13 protein-coding genes are annotated in these 16,956 nt (G+C 44.1%); 8 read left to right on the forward strand and 5 right to left on the reverse strand.

Going from position 1 to position 16,956, the window contains the following annotated elements; genetic code table 11:
• Positions 1–10 precede the first annotated feature (10 nt).
• The 5 genes from NM125_RS15520 (at position 11) to NM125_RS15540 (ending at position 4,837) form a co-directional block, all read left to right on the forward strand.
• Complete coding sequence (locus NM125_RS15520; protein WP_255135894.1) at positions 11–1,051, forward strand: LPP20 family lipoprotein; 1,041 nt, start codon at positions 11–13, stop codon at positions 1,049–1,051.
• Between the two features lie 11 nt (positions 1,052–1,062).
• Positions 1,063–1,668 (forward strand): penicillin-binding protein activator LpoB, encoded by a 606-nt coding sequence (lpoB, locus tag NM125_RS15525; RefSeq protein WP_255135895.1) that lies wholly within the window; start codon positions 1,063–1,065, stop codon positions 1,666–1,668.
• A gap of 65 nt (positions 1,669–1,733) precedes the next feature.
• The gene (locus NM125_RS15530; RefSeq protein WP_255135896.1) at positions 1,734–3,131 is read left to right on the forward strand and encodes a nicotinate phosphoribosyltransferase; all 1,398 of its coding nucleotides are present in this window, start codon (positions 1,734–1,736) and stop codon (positions 3,129–3,131) included.
• Positions 3,132–3,135: 4 nt separating this feature from the next.
• Positions 3,136–3,747, forward strand: a complete 612-nt coding sequence (pncA, locus tag NM125_RS15535; protein WP_255135897.1) for a bifunctional nicotinamidase/pyrazinamidase — start codon at positions 3,136–3,138, stop codon at positions 3,745–3,747.
• Between the two features lie 4 nt (positions 3,748–3,751).
• Positions 3,752–4,837 carry an NAD(P)/FAD-dependent oxidoreductase gene (locus NM125_RS15540; RefSeq protein WP_255135898.1) on the forward strand — a complete coding sequence of 362 codons (1,086 nt, stop codon included), beginning with the start codon at positions 3,752–3,754 and terminating at the stop codon, positions 4,835–4,837.
• A 222-nt stretch (positions 4,838–5,059) separates the two neighbouring features.
• Here the strand turns inward: NM125_RS15540 and NM125_RS15545 are convergent, their stop codons facing one another.
• Positions 5,060–6,565 carry a DUF5723 family protein gene (locus tag NM125_RS15545; RefSeq protein WP_255135899.1) on the reverse strand — a complete coding sequence of 502 codons (1,506 nt, stop codon included), beginning with the start codon at positions 6,563–6,565 and terminating at the stop codon, positions 5,060–5,062.
• A gap of 28 nt (positions 6,566–6,593) precedes the next feature.
• A complete protein-coding gene (locus NM125_RS15550; protein ID WP_255135900.1) occupies positions 6,594–8,909 on the reverse strand; it encodes a hypothetical protein in 2,316 nt (771 codons plus the stop codon).
• Between the two features lie 342 nt (positions 8,910–9,251).
• On the opposite strand from NM125_RS15550, the gene lysS reads away from it, so the two are divergent.
• Positions 9,252–10,799: a lysine--tRNA ligase gene (gene lysS / locus NM125_RS15555; RefSeq protein ID WP_255135901.1), complete on the forward strand. Its 1,548-nt coding sequence runs from the start codon at positions 9,252–9,254 to the stop codon at positions 10,797–10,799.
• Positions 10,800–10,916: 117 nt separating this feature from the next.
• On the forward strand, positions 10,917–12,143 hold the full coding sequence (locus NM125_RS15560; RefSeq protein ID WP_255135902.1) for an FtsX-like permease family protein: 1,227 nt from the start codon (positions 10,917–10,919) through the stop codon (positions 12,141–12,143).
• Positions 12,144–12,767: 624 nt separating this feature from the next.
• Here NM125_RS15560 and NM125_RS15565 read toward each other — a convergent pair.
• A complete protein-coding gene (locus NM125_RS15565) occupies positions 12,768–13,442 on the reverse strand; it encodes a nuclease-related domain-containing protein (protein WP_255135903.1) in 675 nt (224 codons plus the stop codon).
• 23 nt (positions 13,443–13,465) lie between these two features.
• On the reverse strand, positions 13,466–14,254 hold the full coding sequence (locus tag NM125_RS15570; protein WP_255135904.1) for a hypothetical protein: 789 nt from the start codon (positions 14,252–14,254) through the stop codon (positions 13,466–13,468).
• A gap of 150 nt (positions 14,255–14,404) precedes the next feature.
• Here NM125_RS15570 and NM125_RS15575 point away from each other — a divergent pair, with 150 nt between their 5' ends.
• The gene (locus NM125_RS15575; RefSeq protein WP_255135905.1) at positions 14,405–15,394 is read left to right on the forward strand and encodes a metal-dependent hydrolase; all 990 of its coding nucleotides are present in this window, start codon (positions 14,405–14,407) and stop codon (positions 15,392–15,394) included.
• Between the two features lie 495 nt (positions 15,395–15,889).
• On the opposite strand, the gene NM125_RS15580 is transcribed toward NM125_RS15575, so the two are convergent.
• Entirely contained in the window at positions 15,890–16,849 is a 960-nt protein-coding gene (locus NM125_RS15580; RefSeq protein ID WP_255135906.1) for a flagellin, read from the reverse strand.
• Positions 16,850–16,956 lie beyond the last annotated feature (107 nt).

Here is a 16,956-nt window from a genome sequence, read left to right on the forward strand (position 1 = left end):
ACTGATTATCATGAACAAGACCTTAATCCTGCTTACAGTTGTGTCCTCCCTTCTTTTGTGGGGATGTGGATCAAGTAAAAGTGCTTCTTCGGGAAGCAACGGCATTCCCAACTGGGTGAATAATCCGTCAAGTGAATTTAACGAACAGAAATACCTGATGGCTGTGGGAAGCGGAAGCACATTAAACGAAGCCCGGGGCGATGCCTTTGCCAGCCTTTCTCAGATATTTCAGATGGATATCGATGCCACCGAGCAGCTTAACTCTGAGTTTATAGATCGGAACATCAATAATCAGCTCTATTCGGAGAGTACCTCCCAACTCTTGAATAACATCAAAATCGGGACAAACCAGGAATTGATGAACACAACCATCCTGACCTCCGAAGTGGATAAATTCGGCACCTACCATGCCCTGGCCGGCATGGACCGTGCGGAATCATCCCGCATCTACAACCAGGAAATTTCAAACAACCGGATTAAGATAAATGAGCTGGAACAAAATGCGGACGGCGAAAACAACATCCTTCAAAAATTAGTGCTTCTGAAAAAAGCTCAGTCATTGGCAACTGCCAACGAAATCCTAACCCGTCAGCTGAATGTAATCCGGGGCGGAGCGGGAACCGGTGGTGAAGCAACGGAAACGCTGGTCAGGCTCCAAGAAAAATTCAGAACGGCTCAACAAAAGGCCATTGTGAAGTTGGCCTCGGATAATGCCACTTCTACCGTAAAAGCAGCGGTAGCCAGCGTACTGCAAAATGCCGGGTTTACTATTGCCGAAAGCACCGATAACGCCATCCTTGCCGTGAATGTAAACTACCTGACCCAGAAAGCCGACTTAAACCGTGATGACGCCGAGTTTGTGAAATGGGAACTCGTAATTGAAGTCAACGATCTTCAGACAAACCGGTCTTTTAAAACCTACATGACCGAAGGCCGCGATGGTGCTCCCTCCTATGCCGATGCCCTCAAACGAGCTGATTTTACTGCGCGCTCAAAAATCGAAAAAGATTTTAATACCTTCCTAAATAACGAACTTTTGCAAATCAACTAACACCGACCATTATGAAATATCTCGCTTTATCCCTTTTTATGTGTACGCTCATTGTAACCGGATGCGGTCCATCGCAGCAGGTAAGTCGTGTAGCTGCCGACACCCAAACCGACCTCTCCGGACGCTGGAATGATACCGACGCCCGGCTGGTAGCTGAAGAAATGATCAGTGATGCTGTTTCCATGCCCTGGTTGTCTAATTTCAACCAAAATCACAGTGATCCTCCGGTAACCATCGTAGGTAATGTCCGCAACGAAACCATGGAACACATCGACACCGATGTGATAACCAAAGAAATGGAGCGTGCTTTTGTAAACAGCGGCAGGGTTCAAGTGGTAGCCAGCCAGGAAGAACGCCAACAGATTCGACAGGAGCGACAGGAGCAGCAAAGCTTTGCCTCCTATGAATCTACCAAGGCTCTCGCTCAGGAATTAGGTGCTGATTTTATGCTGATTGGTAACATCAGTTCTATTGTAGATGAATCACTGAGTGGTAAAGATGCAGCTATTTTTTATTCCGTCAACCTGGAGCTGATTGATGTAGAAACCAATCGTAAAGTATGGATTGGCAATAAAAAGATTAAGAAACTCATCGAACGCCGGAAGCTTCGCGGTTAAGATCGAACGTTTTCAATTTTTAAGGCTTTCTGTTGTGCAGAAGGCCTTTTTATTTTCACAAAGACATGCTCTTACAAAAACCAACGCTGTACACCGACTTCTATGAACTCACGATGGCTCAGGGATACTTCCTATCCGGTCGTCATCAGCAACCCGCTAATTTCGATTATTTCTTCCGAAGCCTCCCCTTCAAAGGCGGCTATGTGATTTTTGCCGGACTATCTGACCTTTTGGAAATCATCGAAAATTTCACCTTTCATGAGGATGAATTAGCCTACCTGAAAGAGCAGGGTTTTAAGAGTGAGTTCCTGAGCTATTTAAAAGATTTTCAGTTTCAGGGGGATATTTATTCAGTGAAGGAAGGTGAGGTCATCTTTGCCAATGAACCGGTACTTCGTGTTGAGGGAAACATTCTGGAAACACAGATACTTGAAACCGTGATACTGAACACGCTCAATTTTGAGTCTTTGATTGCCACTAAAGCTTCCCGTATTAAACTGGCAGCCGGCGATAAATCCGTTTTGGATTTTGGACTAAGAAGATCACAGGGATTGGGTGGCTTGCAGGCTTCCAAAGCTTCGGTTATTGGCGGCATAGGTGGATCTTCCAATGTATTGTCCGGTAAGATGTATGACATTGACGTGAGCGGAACCATGGCTCACTCCTGGGTGCAATCATTCGGGGATGAAATCACAGCTTTCAGAACCTATGCCCGGCATTATCCTGATGCCTCCATCCTGCTGGTTGATACCTACGACACCCTGAAAAGCGGGGTTCCTAACGCCATTAAAGTTGCAAAAGAACTGGAGGAAAAGGGTCATAAACTCATTGCTATTCGGCTGGACAGTGGTGATCTGGCTTATCTTGCCCGCCAAAGCCGAAACATGCTGGACAATGCCGGTTTAGACTACGTGAAAATAGCCGCTTCCAACCAGCTGGATGAGTATGTGATTAAAAGTCTGCAAAACCAAAATGCCCCAATCGACTTGTTTGGAGTGGGTACAAAACTGGTAACCGCTTATGACGATCCTGCCCTGGACGGCGTGTATAAACTGAGCTCCATCAATGGAAACCCAACACTTAAGATCTCGGAAAACATTGAGAAAATAACCCTGCCTGATACCAAAAAGATTGTTCGATATCTCAATGAAGATGGCAGTTTTTATTGTGATGGGGTTTTACTTGAAGATGAAGGTGAACAGGACGTAGTTTATCATCCCCACGTAACTCATAAATCTTCTAAGGTAGCTGAGTTGAAATCAGAAACTTTGCTGAGTAAAATAGTGGATCAGGGGCGGGTTACCATCATCCCGACAACCCCAAAACAAAGTGCCGCATACGCCCGAGAACGCTTAACGAAACTAAATCAGGAGCATAAACGCTTTGATAATCCCCATGTGTACAAAGTGGGTGTGAGTAAGAAACTTCGAGACTTAAAAGATCAATTAGTCCAAAAAGGTTAGTACAATGAGAGCTTTAGTGATTGTTGATATTCAGAACGATTTTTGTCCGGGCGGAGCACTGGCCGTACCCGGCGGCGATGAAATCATTGAGCCGGTTAACAAACTGGCCACCGGATTCGATTGCATCGTTCAAACACAGGATTGGCATCCTCAGGACCATCTCTCCTTTGCTTCCAACCATGATGGAAAAGAGCCCTACGAAACCATTGAAATGGATTACGGGGAGCAGGTGCTTTGGCCTGATCATTGTGTGCAGGGAACCAAAGGAGCTGATTTTCATCCCGAATTAAAAACTAACCCCTCTCAGCTCATAGTCCGTAAAGGATTCCGAAAACACATCGATTCCTACTCTGCCTTTTTTGAAAATGACAATGAAACCGTTACCGGCTTACACGGCTATCTGCAAGAGCGCGGAGTGAGTGAATTGTTCGTGGTTGGGTTAGCCACCGACTTCTGTGTAAAATGGACGGTTCTGGATGGACTGAAACTTGGTTATGATGTACACCTGGTTGAAGATGCCATTCGAGGTATCGATATTGATGGATCGGTGGATGCTGCCATGCAGGAAATGAAAGATGCCGGTGTAGTTCTAACGCATTCAAAAAAATGTATATAGTATTGTGAGTAAATCGTTTGATTTTTGTGTACTCGGAGCCGGTTTAGCCGGTTTGTCCGTTTCAAAGCATTTAATAGATAACGGGGCTTCTGTTTGCCTGATTGATACCGGTGAAGTTGCTTCAGGAGCATCAGGAACTCCACTTGGGTTAGTGAATCCCGCTACAGGTCGTTGGGGTACCAAGAGCTGGAGAGCTGAAGATTGCCATCGGGCCATCTATGAGGATTTGAAGGAAATTCAGGAGCAAACTCCGGTTCGTCTATTCGATAAGACAGGCATTTTACGTCCGGCCCAGGACGAAGAAATGGCTGAACGGATGTATGATAATTTCGAGAAGAACGACTGGCCGGAAGACTGGTGTCATTGGCTGGATAAGAATGAAGTAGGTTCTATAAATCCTGAACTGAATTGTGTTGAAGGTGGAATGTGGCTTCCGCATGGACTCACGGTAAACGTTCCCACTTATCTCAAATCGAAAGCCGGTTATCTGTCTGACAAAGGGCTGCACATTATCACGAATGCAGATTATACCCTTGATCAACGTGGCGACCATTTTGAGCTTTCATTTAAAGATGGAAAAACACTCGAAGCCAATTCGGTAATCTTTACGGCCGGACATCAAACCAAAGAATCCAAATATTGGGATTTTCTCCCCCTGCATGCCATTAAAGGACAGGTTGCTGTTTTTGAGTCAACCCAGGCGCGCAAGTTTGATTACTCGATTTCTGCCCTTGGTTACATTGCTTCTATCTCTGATCGGCGCTTTGTGGCCGGAAGTACGTATGAACATCACTTTGAGAATGTGGAACCGGACATTGAAGGGCTGGAGTATCTTACCAACCGGCTTGGAGGTGTTTACCCTTCCCTGTTTGAAAACGCAAAGCTGGTCGATCAGTGGGCCGGTGTCCGGGCTTCAACCCCCAATAAAAAACCGATTGTGGGTGCTCATCCCGACATAGAAAATATGTATGTGTTTGCCGGACTGGGATCAAAAGGATTGTTATACAGCGTCTATCTTGGAAATGCTCTTACCGAGTATATTCTGCATGGCGCTGCAATCCCTAAAGAGGTTTCAGTAAACAGGCTCTGAATCCTATATCTTTAATCTGAGTGAGATTAATATTTGAGCCTCGCCTAAAAACCCTTCCAGGGTTACGGCATCAATCATAACCTTAGCAATTGGGTTTAACCCCGGCAGGGTTAGGAAGTATTCTTTATCTCGAACTCTCACTAAATAGAAAAGCTCGTCATAGTTCCCGATTAATTCGGCATCTACAACGAGCTTTCTAAGTATTAATAATGCTTTGACTGATTAGAATCGGAGCAGGAGTCCACTCCAGGCTACACCGGCAGAGGAACCGAAGTTCTCGGAATTGCCCACATTCGATGCACCAACGGTAAACTCCAGGAAGTTGAAATCTAACCCAATTCCTGCTGAATAAGCTGCGGATGAATACCCACCTACCCTTGTACCTACCCGAATCGGAATAAATCCTAACAATCGGTATTGGGCACCGAGGCTAAGCACGCTTCGGTCTGAGTTCAGGCCGTTTTTGTTGAACCCGATTCCGTAATCGAGAGCAAGTAACAGTTTACCCATCTCCAGAGAGGCTCCGAAGTTATACATTGAAGGCAGGTTGTAAGTAATACCGGCCGTTTGCTCTGAGTTAAACTGTCCGTACACATCATTCTGCAAACTATCGGAAAGATTGTCGAAGAAATCAGAGAACTCATCATCATCACCCGCACCCTGATAGCTGAAGTCCCCATCGGCATAAATGCTGGAAGCATCCTGATCGTACGTCAATTTACCCAAATCGGTAATAGACATAGATATACGAAGGGTTTTTTTCTTTCTGATGAAAAGTGGAATTGGAACAGACGAAATATCCATTTCCAGAGTACCACCCAAATCAAGGCCAAATCCAGTGGCTTGAGGTGAGCTAAGGTCGTCGGTTGCATCCCCAAACTCTACGTAGTCATCAAACTTGGCGTTGTTATCCTGGTTATAAGCTGTTTCATAAGCCTGAAGCTGTCGGGAAAGCTCTCCAATAGTTTGCAAACTGTAATTGAATTCGTGGTTAATGGTGAAGTTAGAACCATTGGATCCATCATCAATCTGCAGAGTAGAGTTGAAATCAAGATCGGCTGTGTAAACTCCATATAGATATTTAGGAGCAGCACCCACGTACAACTTGATGTCTTTGGCAAAGAACAAGTCCGGAATGTTGATGAAGTCCAGCTCTCGGGCATAACCCACTGAAATTTCAGCAAAAGCTACCGTGTTAGAACTGAAATTAACCGGAGTAGGTGTCGAGAATTTATTCGAATCCAGACCGTATGCCATCAGCTCGGCCATTCCTTTGTTAATGGAAAAGTCTTCGGTAATACGAACCCGTGAAGCTACACTGAATGCCTGATTCGTGCCACGATAAGATACTCCAAGTGGCGACATACTGAAGGTAGCCGAAAGCTCGCGCTCATTGGATGAACTGGAACCAAACCACTCATTGAGCATATTGGTTCTTGTTTCTCCGGCAATAAGCTTACCGGTAGTCAGGTACTTGTTATATACCGCAACGTTAGCCAGGCTTCCGCCTGCCTTTACACCGAAATTCATCAACCCAATTTGAGTTTTTGGGCGGTGAATATCCAGCATAAGGTTAGCCGGGTTAATGAAGTTGGAGTGAAAGCCATCCACATAGGCCGTACCTCCGCTTCCCATTGCAAGTGACTGAGAGTTATAGTGCCTTGACTGTGCAAACAACGAAGTAGATGCTACCCCGATAATTAGTGCTAAGAATAAACTTTTCTTCATGATGTTCTTATATAGCCTGTTATTCATCTTACTTCACCTCCGATTCGATGGTCAATTCTGCCCGAACCGATAAAGTGATATAGTCGGAAGTCCGTATTTTAACGTCCTGGTTATTTGTTGTTTGTAATGAAGCTGAAACTTCAAGGAAACGAGTTTGATAAAGTTGATCGAGCTGATCCTGCGATAGGGCAAGCTCAATGGTACCGCTGGTTGGGTTCTCATGATCAGAGAATCGGTCAGCACCAATTTGTGCAGCCTGCAAAGTAATTTCATCCAGAACTACAGAAACCGGAGAAAGTTCATTCTGAAGGGAATCCAGGAAGGTCACCACAAGGTCAACACCCATCGGGAACCCGTTCTCATAATCGATGGCAATAATTCCTTCAGTGATAGAGCTCTTATCTCCCTGTTCCGGTGAAGGTACACCGCTCATGTCTTGCTCTACTGTATCTGTGTAAGTAATAGGCTGGTTAGTTGATAGCCGCAGCGGAATATCTACACTGATTTTAGGATCGAAATTCAGCGGATCGATAATAGTAGCCACATCTTCGTCTTCATTTACAACAGCTTTACCAATAAAGCGAATCTCAGATGGCAGGTTATTCAGAAATACATCCACATTGGTATTGGTGCGATCGAACTGAATAGAAGCATTGATGTTATCACCATTCAAATTCTCAGCCAGTGAAAACTTAATCATTTCATCGGCATCAAGGGGATCTCCTGCATCTTTAAGCAGACCGGATATAGGGTCGGTGGGATCTACATCATATTCTGCTCCTGTTCCTCTCAGGTACACCTGCTCTCCATCTCCGTTAATTCCTACAAAAGCTCCGTAAATCGTAGTCGGTACACTGATGTTGGTTTCGTAGTTGATGGAAAGAATTGGGTTGGTGAAATTCAGGTTATTCAGCTGGGATGAAAGGTCATTCAAGCCGTCAATCTCTGTAATTTCAGCTTCGTTATCGTTGAATAAAGCTAAATCGTCATCCAGGTCAGCCGGATCGTCATCATTCAAAAGAACCGTTTGTTGCTTAATTACACCGGTAGCTCGTTCAATCTCGAGTCCTGAAATAGTAACCGAAGAAGCCACTGACTGATTTTCGTTAATCACACGAATTTGATCACCCTGAGGAGCATTTTTGGTGTTCTCAGTTGCTGCACTGATCGTAAAAGTAATTTCGTTGTTGGTGGCATAAACTTCACACTCAGTCAACGGAATAGTAACCCGGTTAGAACTACCTGCTCTTGATATCTCCGTGCCATTGGCTTCGGTATATGCAATCTGCAGAGAGTTCACACTGGTAATCTCTGAAATATTGTTAGCTACAGAAGCCGGACAGTTTCTGATATCCGGGAAGTCGATGGTCACATCAATGGAAAACTCCAGATCATTTTGAATGGGATCAATGTCAATCTCACCGGCCTTCATGCGGATAAAGTGGTTAGACTGTGTGAATTCAAACTCATCAGCGCTGAAGGTAGCCGTGCTTGAGGTTGAAAAATCCTGTGCATCAAGTGCAGCTTGTACCTGTGATGCTACCAGGTTATTACCATTCACAGAATTAACTACCAACTCCTGTGGGTTATTCGGGAAATTGAAATTATCCCAGGATACCACAATCTCAACCCCAAGGTTGCGAAGCTGGTCGCCATCAGAAAATGTAATGGAAGCCGTTTGCGTGCTACCGTCTGTTAACTGATTTCCGTTGGCTGCACTGAAAGTAGCAGCATTGCCAATAGGTGCATTATTTGTGGTGTCGATAACCTGAATATTGGCGGTCTGAAAATCAAATCCCAAGTTATTGGTCAGTTGTACATCTAAAGCCCCGCTTTTAATAGTGGCGCTGCTAAAGAAATCGGTGTTGGCACCAATACCGATTCGTACCGGTGAAGCAGCATTACTGCCCGCGGGTATTGGCGTTCCAGCCGGTACAAAATTAGGGTTTTGCCCTGTCACTTCTTCTATATTAGCAGACCCAAGGTCACCGGACCCGGAAGAGAAATCCGTAATCTCAATCTCCCCTACGGCCGCATCAAAAGAGGTGGGGTCCACATCAATTACCGGAATGGCGTCGTTTAATTCACCAAAGTTAAAATCCTGCTCTTTGGAAATGGTGATAAAGTCATCGCCATCTACCGTGAACAGTGAATCGAAGTCTGAACCTGTCGTGTCAATCATGACTGACATGGTAGAGTCTCCCATGAATTGAAACGTCTTGTTGTACATCACGGGGGCTTCTACTTTGTGTGAAGTTCTGAAATCGGGTGATTTCGGAAGTTCACACCCCGTAAAAGCCACACCAAGTGCTATACACGCTATAAAGTGTTTTTTAATCTGCATTACCGAGTAATTTGATTTTGAATTTTTTATTTGGACCCGAAGAAAATACCAGGAGGTAGGTTCAACAGTATTTTAGTATTCTATTTACCTAAAGCTATCAAAGCCTTGTAAGTATAGAAAGTTAAAATTGATTTAGCTAAAAAAAACGCCTGAATATGTAGTGTACAGCTGCCTATACAGAACGCTTATCACAGTTTCGGTGGTATTATCGGTACTATTTAATTTTTATTAACCGGATTAATTTCCTGTAAAACTAATTTCTGATGATCCTCACAATTCTCACTACAATTCGGTATTTTTGGTACTTCGTTTGAACGCAATTAATTAATCCAATTTTTATAGATGTCTGACCAGGAATTATCCCTCTCCGAACAAGAAGAAATTCGCAGGGAAAAACTTCAGCAACTCCAGGATTTGGGAGTTAACCCCTACCCTCACTCTTTTGACGTTACCCACAATTCGAAACAGATTTTAGATAATGAAAATCACTTTCTGCGGGACGAGGAAACCAATCCCGATTCTGAAATCGTGACCGTTGCCGGACGTGTAATGACGCGCCGCATTATGGGGAAAGCTTCTTTCTTTAACCTGCAGGATTCCGAAGGCACCATTCAGGTGTATATTCGCCGGGATGACGTAGCCACCGAAAAACTGGGCAACGACAACTACAATAAAGTATTCAAGAAGCTGGTGGATATCGGGGACATTGTCGGTATCAAAGGCTTTGTGTTTAAGACCGGAACCGGCGAGACTACCATTCATGCCGAAGAGTTCCACTTCTTGACTAAAACCATCCGCCCTATCCCTACTCCAAAAGAGGAGGAAACGGAAGACGGCGAAACCATCGTCCATGATGCCTTCACGGACAAAGAGCAGCGCTACCGCATGCGCTATGTGGATTTGATTGTGAATCCTGAAGTACGTGAAACCTTCAAGCAGCGTACCCAAATGGTTCAGATCATGCGTAACGTGATGAACGAGAAAGGCTACCTTGAAGTGGAAACACCCATCCTTCAGCCTGTTTACGGCGGTGCTGCGGCCAAGCCTTTTGTGACGCATCACAACGCCCTGGATATGGATTTGTATCTTCGTATTGCTAATGAGCTTTACCTGAAGCGATTGATTGTCGGTGGTTATGACGGCGTTTATGAATTTTCAAAAGACTTCCGGAATGAAGGACTCTCCCGATTCCACAATCCGGAATTTACCCAGGTTGAGCTATACGTTGCCTATAAAGACTACAACTGGATGATGGAGTTCACCGAGAAGATGCTGGAGAAAGTAGCTATCGAACTGCATGGCTCTACCAAAGTTCAGGTTGGCGAACATGAAATTGATTTCAAAGCCCCGTGGCCCCGGGTTCCGCTTTTTGAAGCTATTGAAAAAGAAACCGGGCATGACCTATATGGCAAAGACCTGGATGAACTGAAGGCTGTTGGCAAAGAACTGCACATTGAAATGGACGAGTCTTTCGGTGCCGGTAAAATAATCGATGAGATTTTCGGAGAATATGTGGAAGGCAAACTCATTCAGCCAACATTTATCACCGACTACCCGTTGGAGATGAGTCCGCTTACCAAAAAGCACCGATCCAAGGAAGGATTGGTGGAGCGGTTTGAGGCCATCTGTAACGGAAAAGAAATTGCCAATGCCTACACCGAGCTTAATGATCCGATTGACCAGCGCGAACGACTGGAAGAGCAGGCTAAACTGCGTGCCGGCGGAGATGATGAAGCCATGACCATCGATGATGACTTTATCCGAGCCCTCGAATATGGCATGCCTCCTACTGCAGGAATAGGAATTGGAATCGACCGTCTGGCGATGATAATGACTAACTCAGAATCCATCCGCGACGTCCTTTTCTTCCCTCAGATGAAACCGGAATAGTTGTTCGTTAATGGTATATTCGTTTTTCGAAAATCGGTTAACAACTTCCAATAACCAGTGAAAGTAACTTAGGTTGATTCATTTACTAACTATTAACGAATAACCAATAACGAACATATGAAATTTGAGTGGTACCTGGCGCTTCGGTATTTCAAAGGCTCGCGCAAAAGCTCGGGCTTTTTGTCGTTCATCAAGTACATGTCGATTACCGGCATTGCTGTGGGCTCGGCCGGACTCCTCATCGCCCTTTCCATTGTTCACGGATTTAAATCCACGATTAACGGGAAGATCATGGATTTTGCACCGCATATCACCGTCACCACTTTTACGGACCGACCCATCGAACGGGTAGACACCGTTTTTGCCCATCTGGACCAATATCCCGAAATCAAGAGTAAGCAGATTGTGATTCAGGGTCAGGTTATGATTCAAACACGGGATGCCGTCACCGGAACAACGCTCAAAGGTGTTGATTTAGACAGACCTTCGTTCGGGGTTGGAAAGTATATCTCTGAAGGAACTTATAACCTGGGGCAAGATTCCACCGGTATGCCCGGCATTGCAATGGGTGCCCAGCTGGCCCAGGAACTTCAGGCTGAAATTGGTTCTGTAATCACCGTTTACACTATTGAAGGCATTCCCTCTTTAATCAACTCCCCCGAAATCAAGCAATTCAGGCTGACCGGTATTTACGAAACAGGCATCGACCGCTTTGATGATGTATTTGCGATGGTGAGCCGACCCCACGCCCAACAGTTGTTCAAGTATCCACCCAATGTAGCCGATGGTATTGAATTAAGGCTGCAGGATAATGTGGACATTTTCCCCTTCAAGGAAAAGCTGAGTGAAAGCCTCACCTTCCCTTACTACAACGAAACCATTTACACCGTATTCGGGAATATCTTTGCATGGGTGGAACTGCAGGAAAATATGATTCCCCTGGTGATCAGCGGGATGATTATTGTAGCGGCTTTTAACCTGATTGGAGCTATCCTGATGATGGTGCTGGAGCGCACCCGCGATATCGGCGTACTGAAAACCATTGGCAGTAAGTCGAAGATCATCCGCCGGGTCTTTTTAATGGAAGGACTGATGGTCGCCGGGGTTGGACTCATCATCGGGATTGGTATATCTTTACTTTTTTGGTTCCTTCAGGCCAATTACCAGATCATCCCTCTTTCACAGGAAAACTATTACATGAGTTATGCCCCCGTTGAACCGCACCTGATGGATTTCCTGATTACAGCCGTAGTCACCCTTCTCCTCTCCGCCATCGCCTCCTGGTTCCCCGCCCGTGTAGCTGCCAATACCGATCCAGTTAAGGTTATTTCGTTCGGTCGATAAGGGCTGGCGGAAACTTTCATTCTGACGGAGAGCATCGGAATGAGGTGAAATTCCAAGCTCCAAATTCCAATGACCAATTCTATGAAAATGAAGCATTACCAACGACCGGTTTTTGCGAGGAGCATCCAAAGCCAAACGCCGGGCTAAGTGCATAACGACGCGGCAATCTCCCTGAATCTGGCAACCAAATCATTACACAATTTCATCCCTGCTAAGCAGTAGGCTGATTGGTTCTATAAGCTCTACAGCTCGTGCCTTTATACAAACTATTCCGACCTCTTTTGATTTCTCCTTATCAAGGAGAAAGACGCTTTAGAAACTTGGTAGTTTGATTCATTCTCTTCTCCTTTTCTAAGCTCCGAAAAAAGTCTCCTCCTTGCGAAGGAGGAGATTTAGAGGAGGTCGGGGTTTAAGGGCAGTGAATTATAATGTTTGGGTGAAATCATTACCTGCGAAGAAATCATTACCTGCGAAGAAATCTACCTGAATAATACTACCCTTCATTAAACTTTTTATTATCCCTTGTCATCCCTGCGAAAGCAGGGATCTTGTTATTACCAAATAATCAAAATCTGGTCCTTTAACACCAACAGTTTTCAGGTATTCGCTGCAGCTAAAACTAAATTAAGCGTTTTTTGTAAATCGACACTTTGGATAGTTTTCACATCCTAAGAACTTGGTGTCTTTATTAGGCCCCCTCTTTGCTACTCTTTCTACAAGATTAGCTCCACAGTTTGGACAGATAGTATTTGATCTCTTTCTTTCACGTAATGAACGTAAATGATCTTTGTTTGATAAATCCGAATTAGAAACCAGCAGGTCGAGTTTGTCAATTATCAACTTAAGATCATCATTACTGACGATAATCTCCTTGTATTGTTTAATATATTTACCCAATCCGGAATTAATCACATTTTCAGGCATTTTGGTTTTAAATTCACAATTTCCATTAAAGAAAATTATGGTGTGAATTAGTGATTCAGGAACCAACAGGTACTTTGCAAGAACTTTTTTCTGTCTAAATGTTTGTCTTAATGGATTCTGAAACGGATAGTTTTTTCCATATATAGATTGGGTCCATTTTGGCTGTTGTTCAGATCCAAAAATCCATCCTTTTTTATTCTTCGTCTCTACAATGAAAAGACCATATTTTGATATAATGATGTGATCAATCTGTGTGGTTCCGTTTTTACTTGGAATGATAACATTATGGTATCTTTGATAAGCTTCATTATCTAGAAACAACCATATATTAAAAGCGGTCTTTTTTTCTCCAAACCATCCTTTTAGAAAGCTCATAAACTTTAAAACATTTTATGAGGTTAATTGTTTTTGATAATGAACGACCTGGTTAGCTCAAAAACTTTGCTTAAAAATTTAGTAGTCCAAATTATATATTCAATTCCACCTTGGTACATCTCAATTTTGTTAGAAGAATAGTTAATTCCTCCTTTACCATCCTCTTTTACAGTACCAAAATGAAAAGGTAACATTTCAATCGACCCATGAGAAATTGGGTGAAGTACGTGCTTTACTTGAGTTGAAAGCCAAGTTGTGTCCTTTGGGCTTAGCGGTAAACATTTCCTTAGAAATTCTAAATATGGAGGTAGTAGTATATTTCCCTTGATAATAGGGTCTACCCGCTGAAATTTACTCCCCATTTTTTTATAACTAGATTTGTATAAATCCCAAAAATCAGAATTAGGATTATCATTAATTTTTTTAATTAAATTATTTTTTTCTGAGAGATACTCTAAAAGGTCTTTCTTAGGAATACTTAGAAAAATTGCTACAGCAGAAAATTCATGAATAAGTCTACACTGCCTATAAATAGCTGGGACATTACCAGTTGTTAAAAGGTGGTATGCGCTTTCAATTTCGCATGACGCATTGAGTATACAAATTGCTATCTGGCTCTGTTTTTCTCGGGAACTAATTATACTGTTTAAACTTGGTTCGTCGACTTGCATGTGAAATAAGTAATCAGCAATGTCTTGTGATAACTCTTTTATTTTATCATAACCTATTGCTTCTTCAATCTGTTTTATTCTTTTATCAATTGATAGAAACCCCTTTTCAATATTCTCTGCTTTATTTAAATATTCTCTCATGCTGTTATTTTAAATTTGAGAATGAAGTATAATTGATCAGTGTTATTTCTCTCCTAAAATATTTCTTTGACCATTAAATTCAAGTTTAAACATTAAAAACACTAGATTAGATGGAAAATGTTTAATAAAACCTTTCAAATATTTTAGTAAATGGACCCCGTCACCCACGGACTTATCGGTGCCACCGCTTCGCAGTCGTATGCGGATAAACGAAGTTTTCGGGCGGCGGCTTTTACCGGGGTGGCATCGGCCATGCTCGCCGATCTGGATGTGTTTCTTGGCAGTGCTTCCGATCCGCTGTTAAACCTGGAGCTGCATCGGCAGTTTACCCATTCAATCGTGTTTATTCCGGTTGGAGCGCTGATCGCCACCCTCCTGCTTTGGTGGTTCGTTAAGAAATATCTCACGGTTAAAGAAACTTACCTGTTCAGTTTAGCCGGTTACACAACTGCCGGCATAACGGATGTCTTCACCAGCTACGGCGTGCTCCTCTTCTGGCCCTTCACCGATACCCGTGTTTCCCTGGATATCATCTCCGTCTTTGATCCCCTATTTACCTTTGGGGTTATCCTATTCACCGGAATGGCCTTCTACAAACGAAAGCAGCTCTTCGCCTGGCTTTCCCTGGGGTGGATAGCCTTCTACCTCCTCTTTGGATTTACCCAGCAACGGAAAGCGGCAGAGGTTGCCCGAAAAATAGCCGAAGATGCAAGCCACGAGATTCATCAGCTGATCGTAAAACCCACCATTGCCAACAACTGGCTGTGGAGCATTCGTTATACAGCTAACGACAGCTTGCATGCAGCCGGCGTAAAACTCATTCCTTTTTCTGATCCCGTGATTTACAATGGCGAAAGCACTCCAGTTTTGGATTGGGAATCAGCATTCGAGACATACGAAGGAACTACTTTGTACTACGATATTGAACGCTTTTCGGAGCTCTCGGATGGCATACTGATCCGTCACCCCAGCCATGAACAAGTTATAGGTGACGGCCGTTATTCCATGCTCCCAATCACCCTTTCTCCGCTCTGGGGTATTGAGGTTGATACGACCAAACCCAATCAGCATGTGCAGTTCGGGACGTACCGGGATACGGGTGAAGAGGTTAGGGAGTCTTTTTTAGAGATGTTGTTTTAGAATCGTATTTCTGAATTTTATTCCAGCATTTCCGACCTCTTTTGTTTTCTCCTTATTAAGGAGAAAGACGCGTTGAAATGCTTCTTTGCTTAAATCTAATATCGTAATCTTTTATGAAGCACGGAAAAGTCTCCTCCTTGCGAAGGAGGAGATTTAGTGGAGGTCGGAGGTTGCAATCATCCATCAAGCCATTTCCACCTAACGACCCACCCCGGCCCTCCCTATTGCGCTGCGCTTATATGGAGGGAGCGCTTAATTAAAGAGTATTCCCATAACCTATATCTTTCTCCCCACACCAACTCTCACCAACGAGTCCTCTTTCCCTGCGGCCCCAGCTTAGGATTGGATGTCATACAGGCTCGCCGGAGGGAGAGAGACAGAGAGAGGGTCCTGCCGGAAATGCCTTGATTAAGGAATTGACACAAACAAAAAAACCCACCCCGACAATTAAGCCGGGGTGGGTTGGAATCAATAGATTCGCTGGATTACTGAATATTATCCGAGGAATCCAAGCACAGACTGTGGTCCCATGTTAGCTTGCGCCAGGGATGAAGTCGCTGTCTGTTGCAAAATCTGCAGTTTTACAGACTTACTTTGTTCTTTCGCAAAGTCAGTATCCATGATACGTGACTTGGCAGATTCGTTTGCGCTGATCGACTCAGAAAGGGTCTCTTCACGTACAGAAAGAGAAGACTGAGTGATACCAATGTCGTTCACTCGGTTCGACATTTCGTCAATCGCACTGTCAACCGCGCTCAGGAAGCTACGGAAGTCAGTAGATGTAGCTGATGCGTTGAATGTAAGAGCACCTTGTCCACTGGTTGTAGCCGCAGTAGCTGAGATACCTGCACCTGCAGCAACACCACCACCGGCAGTTGTTGTAGCACCCAGAGAAGCGTCTCCACCGGAAGCAAACAGCTCACCAACGTTTACAGCGTCAATGGAAGTACTGATGGTATCAGAAGCACGCTCACCTACCTGGAAGGTAAGATCAAGTGATCCGGACATGTCATCGGTAGCACCGTTCAGCAGGTCAAAGTCCTGGAATACGGTTTGGTTAGCGATTTCGTTGATATCGTCGCCCAGAGCTTTGATCTGGTCGCCGATGTAGCCACGCTCGGTGTCGCCTAACGTGTCGTTAGCAGCCTGTGTAGCCAGGCCTTTCATCTCAACGAGGCTGTCCATAATGGTGTCGAAGCTGGACTCTGCAATATCCAATACCGACTTGGCATCGCCTACGTTCTGAAGAGATTGCTCCAGTCCGGCTGTTCTACTTTTCAATTTGGTTGCAATCGAGTATCCGGCAGCGTTGTCTTCTGCTCTGTTGATTTTAAGACCGGTTGACATACGCATACGGCTGTCGGCCAGGTCTCGGTTTACTCGGTTCAGTGATAACTGTGAGTCTAACGATTGAACGTTAGTATTTACTCTGTTTAGATCTCCAAAACTTGCCATGATATTTCACCTTTTGTTTAATTAAAGTTTCTTATGAGTTGCTTTGGTTACTCAAGTTATCGTGGGTGAAATAGCGTTCTTAAATCTTACCTTAAATATTTTTATTG

Source organism: Gracilimonas sediminicola (genome assembly GCF_024320785.1).
GTDB lineage: Bacteria > Bacteroidota > Rhodothermia > Balneolales > Balneolaceae > Gracilimonas > Gracilimonas sediminicola.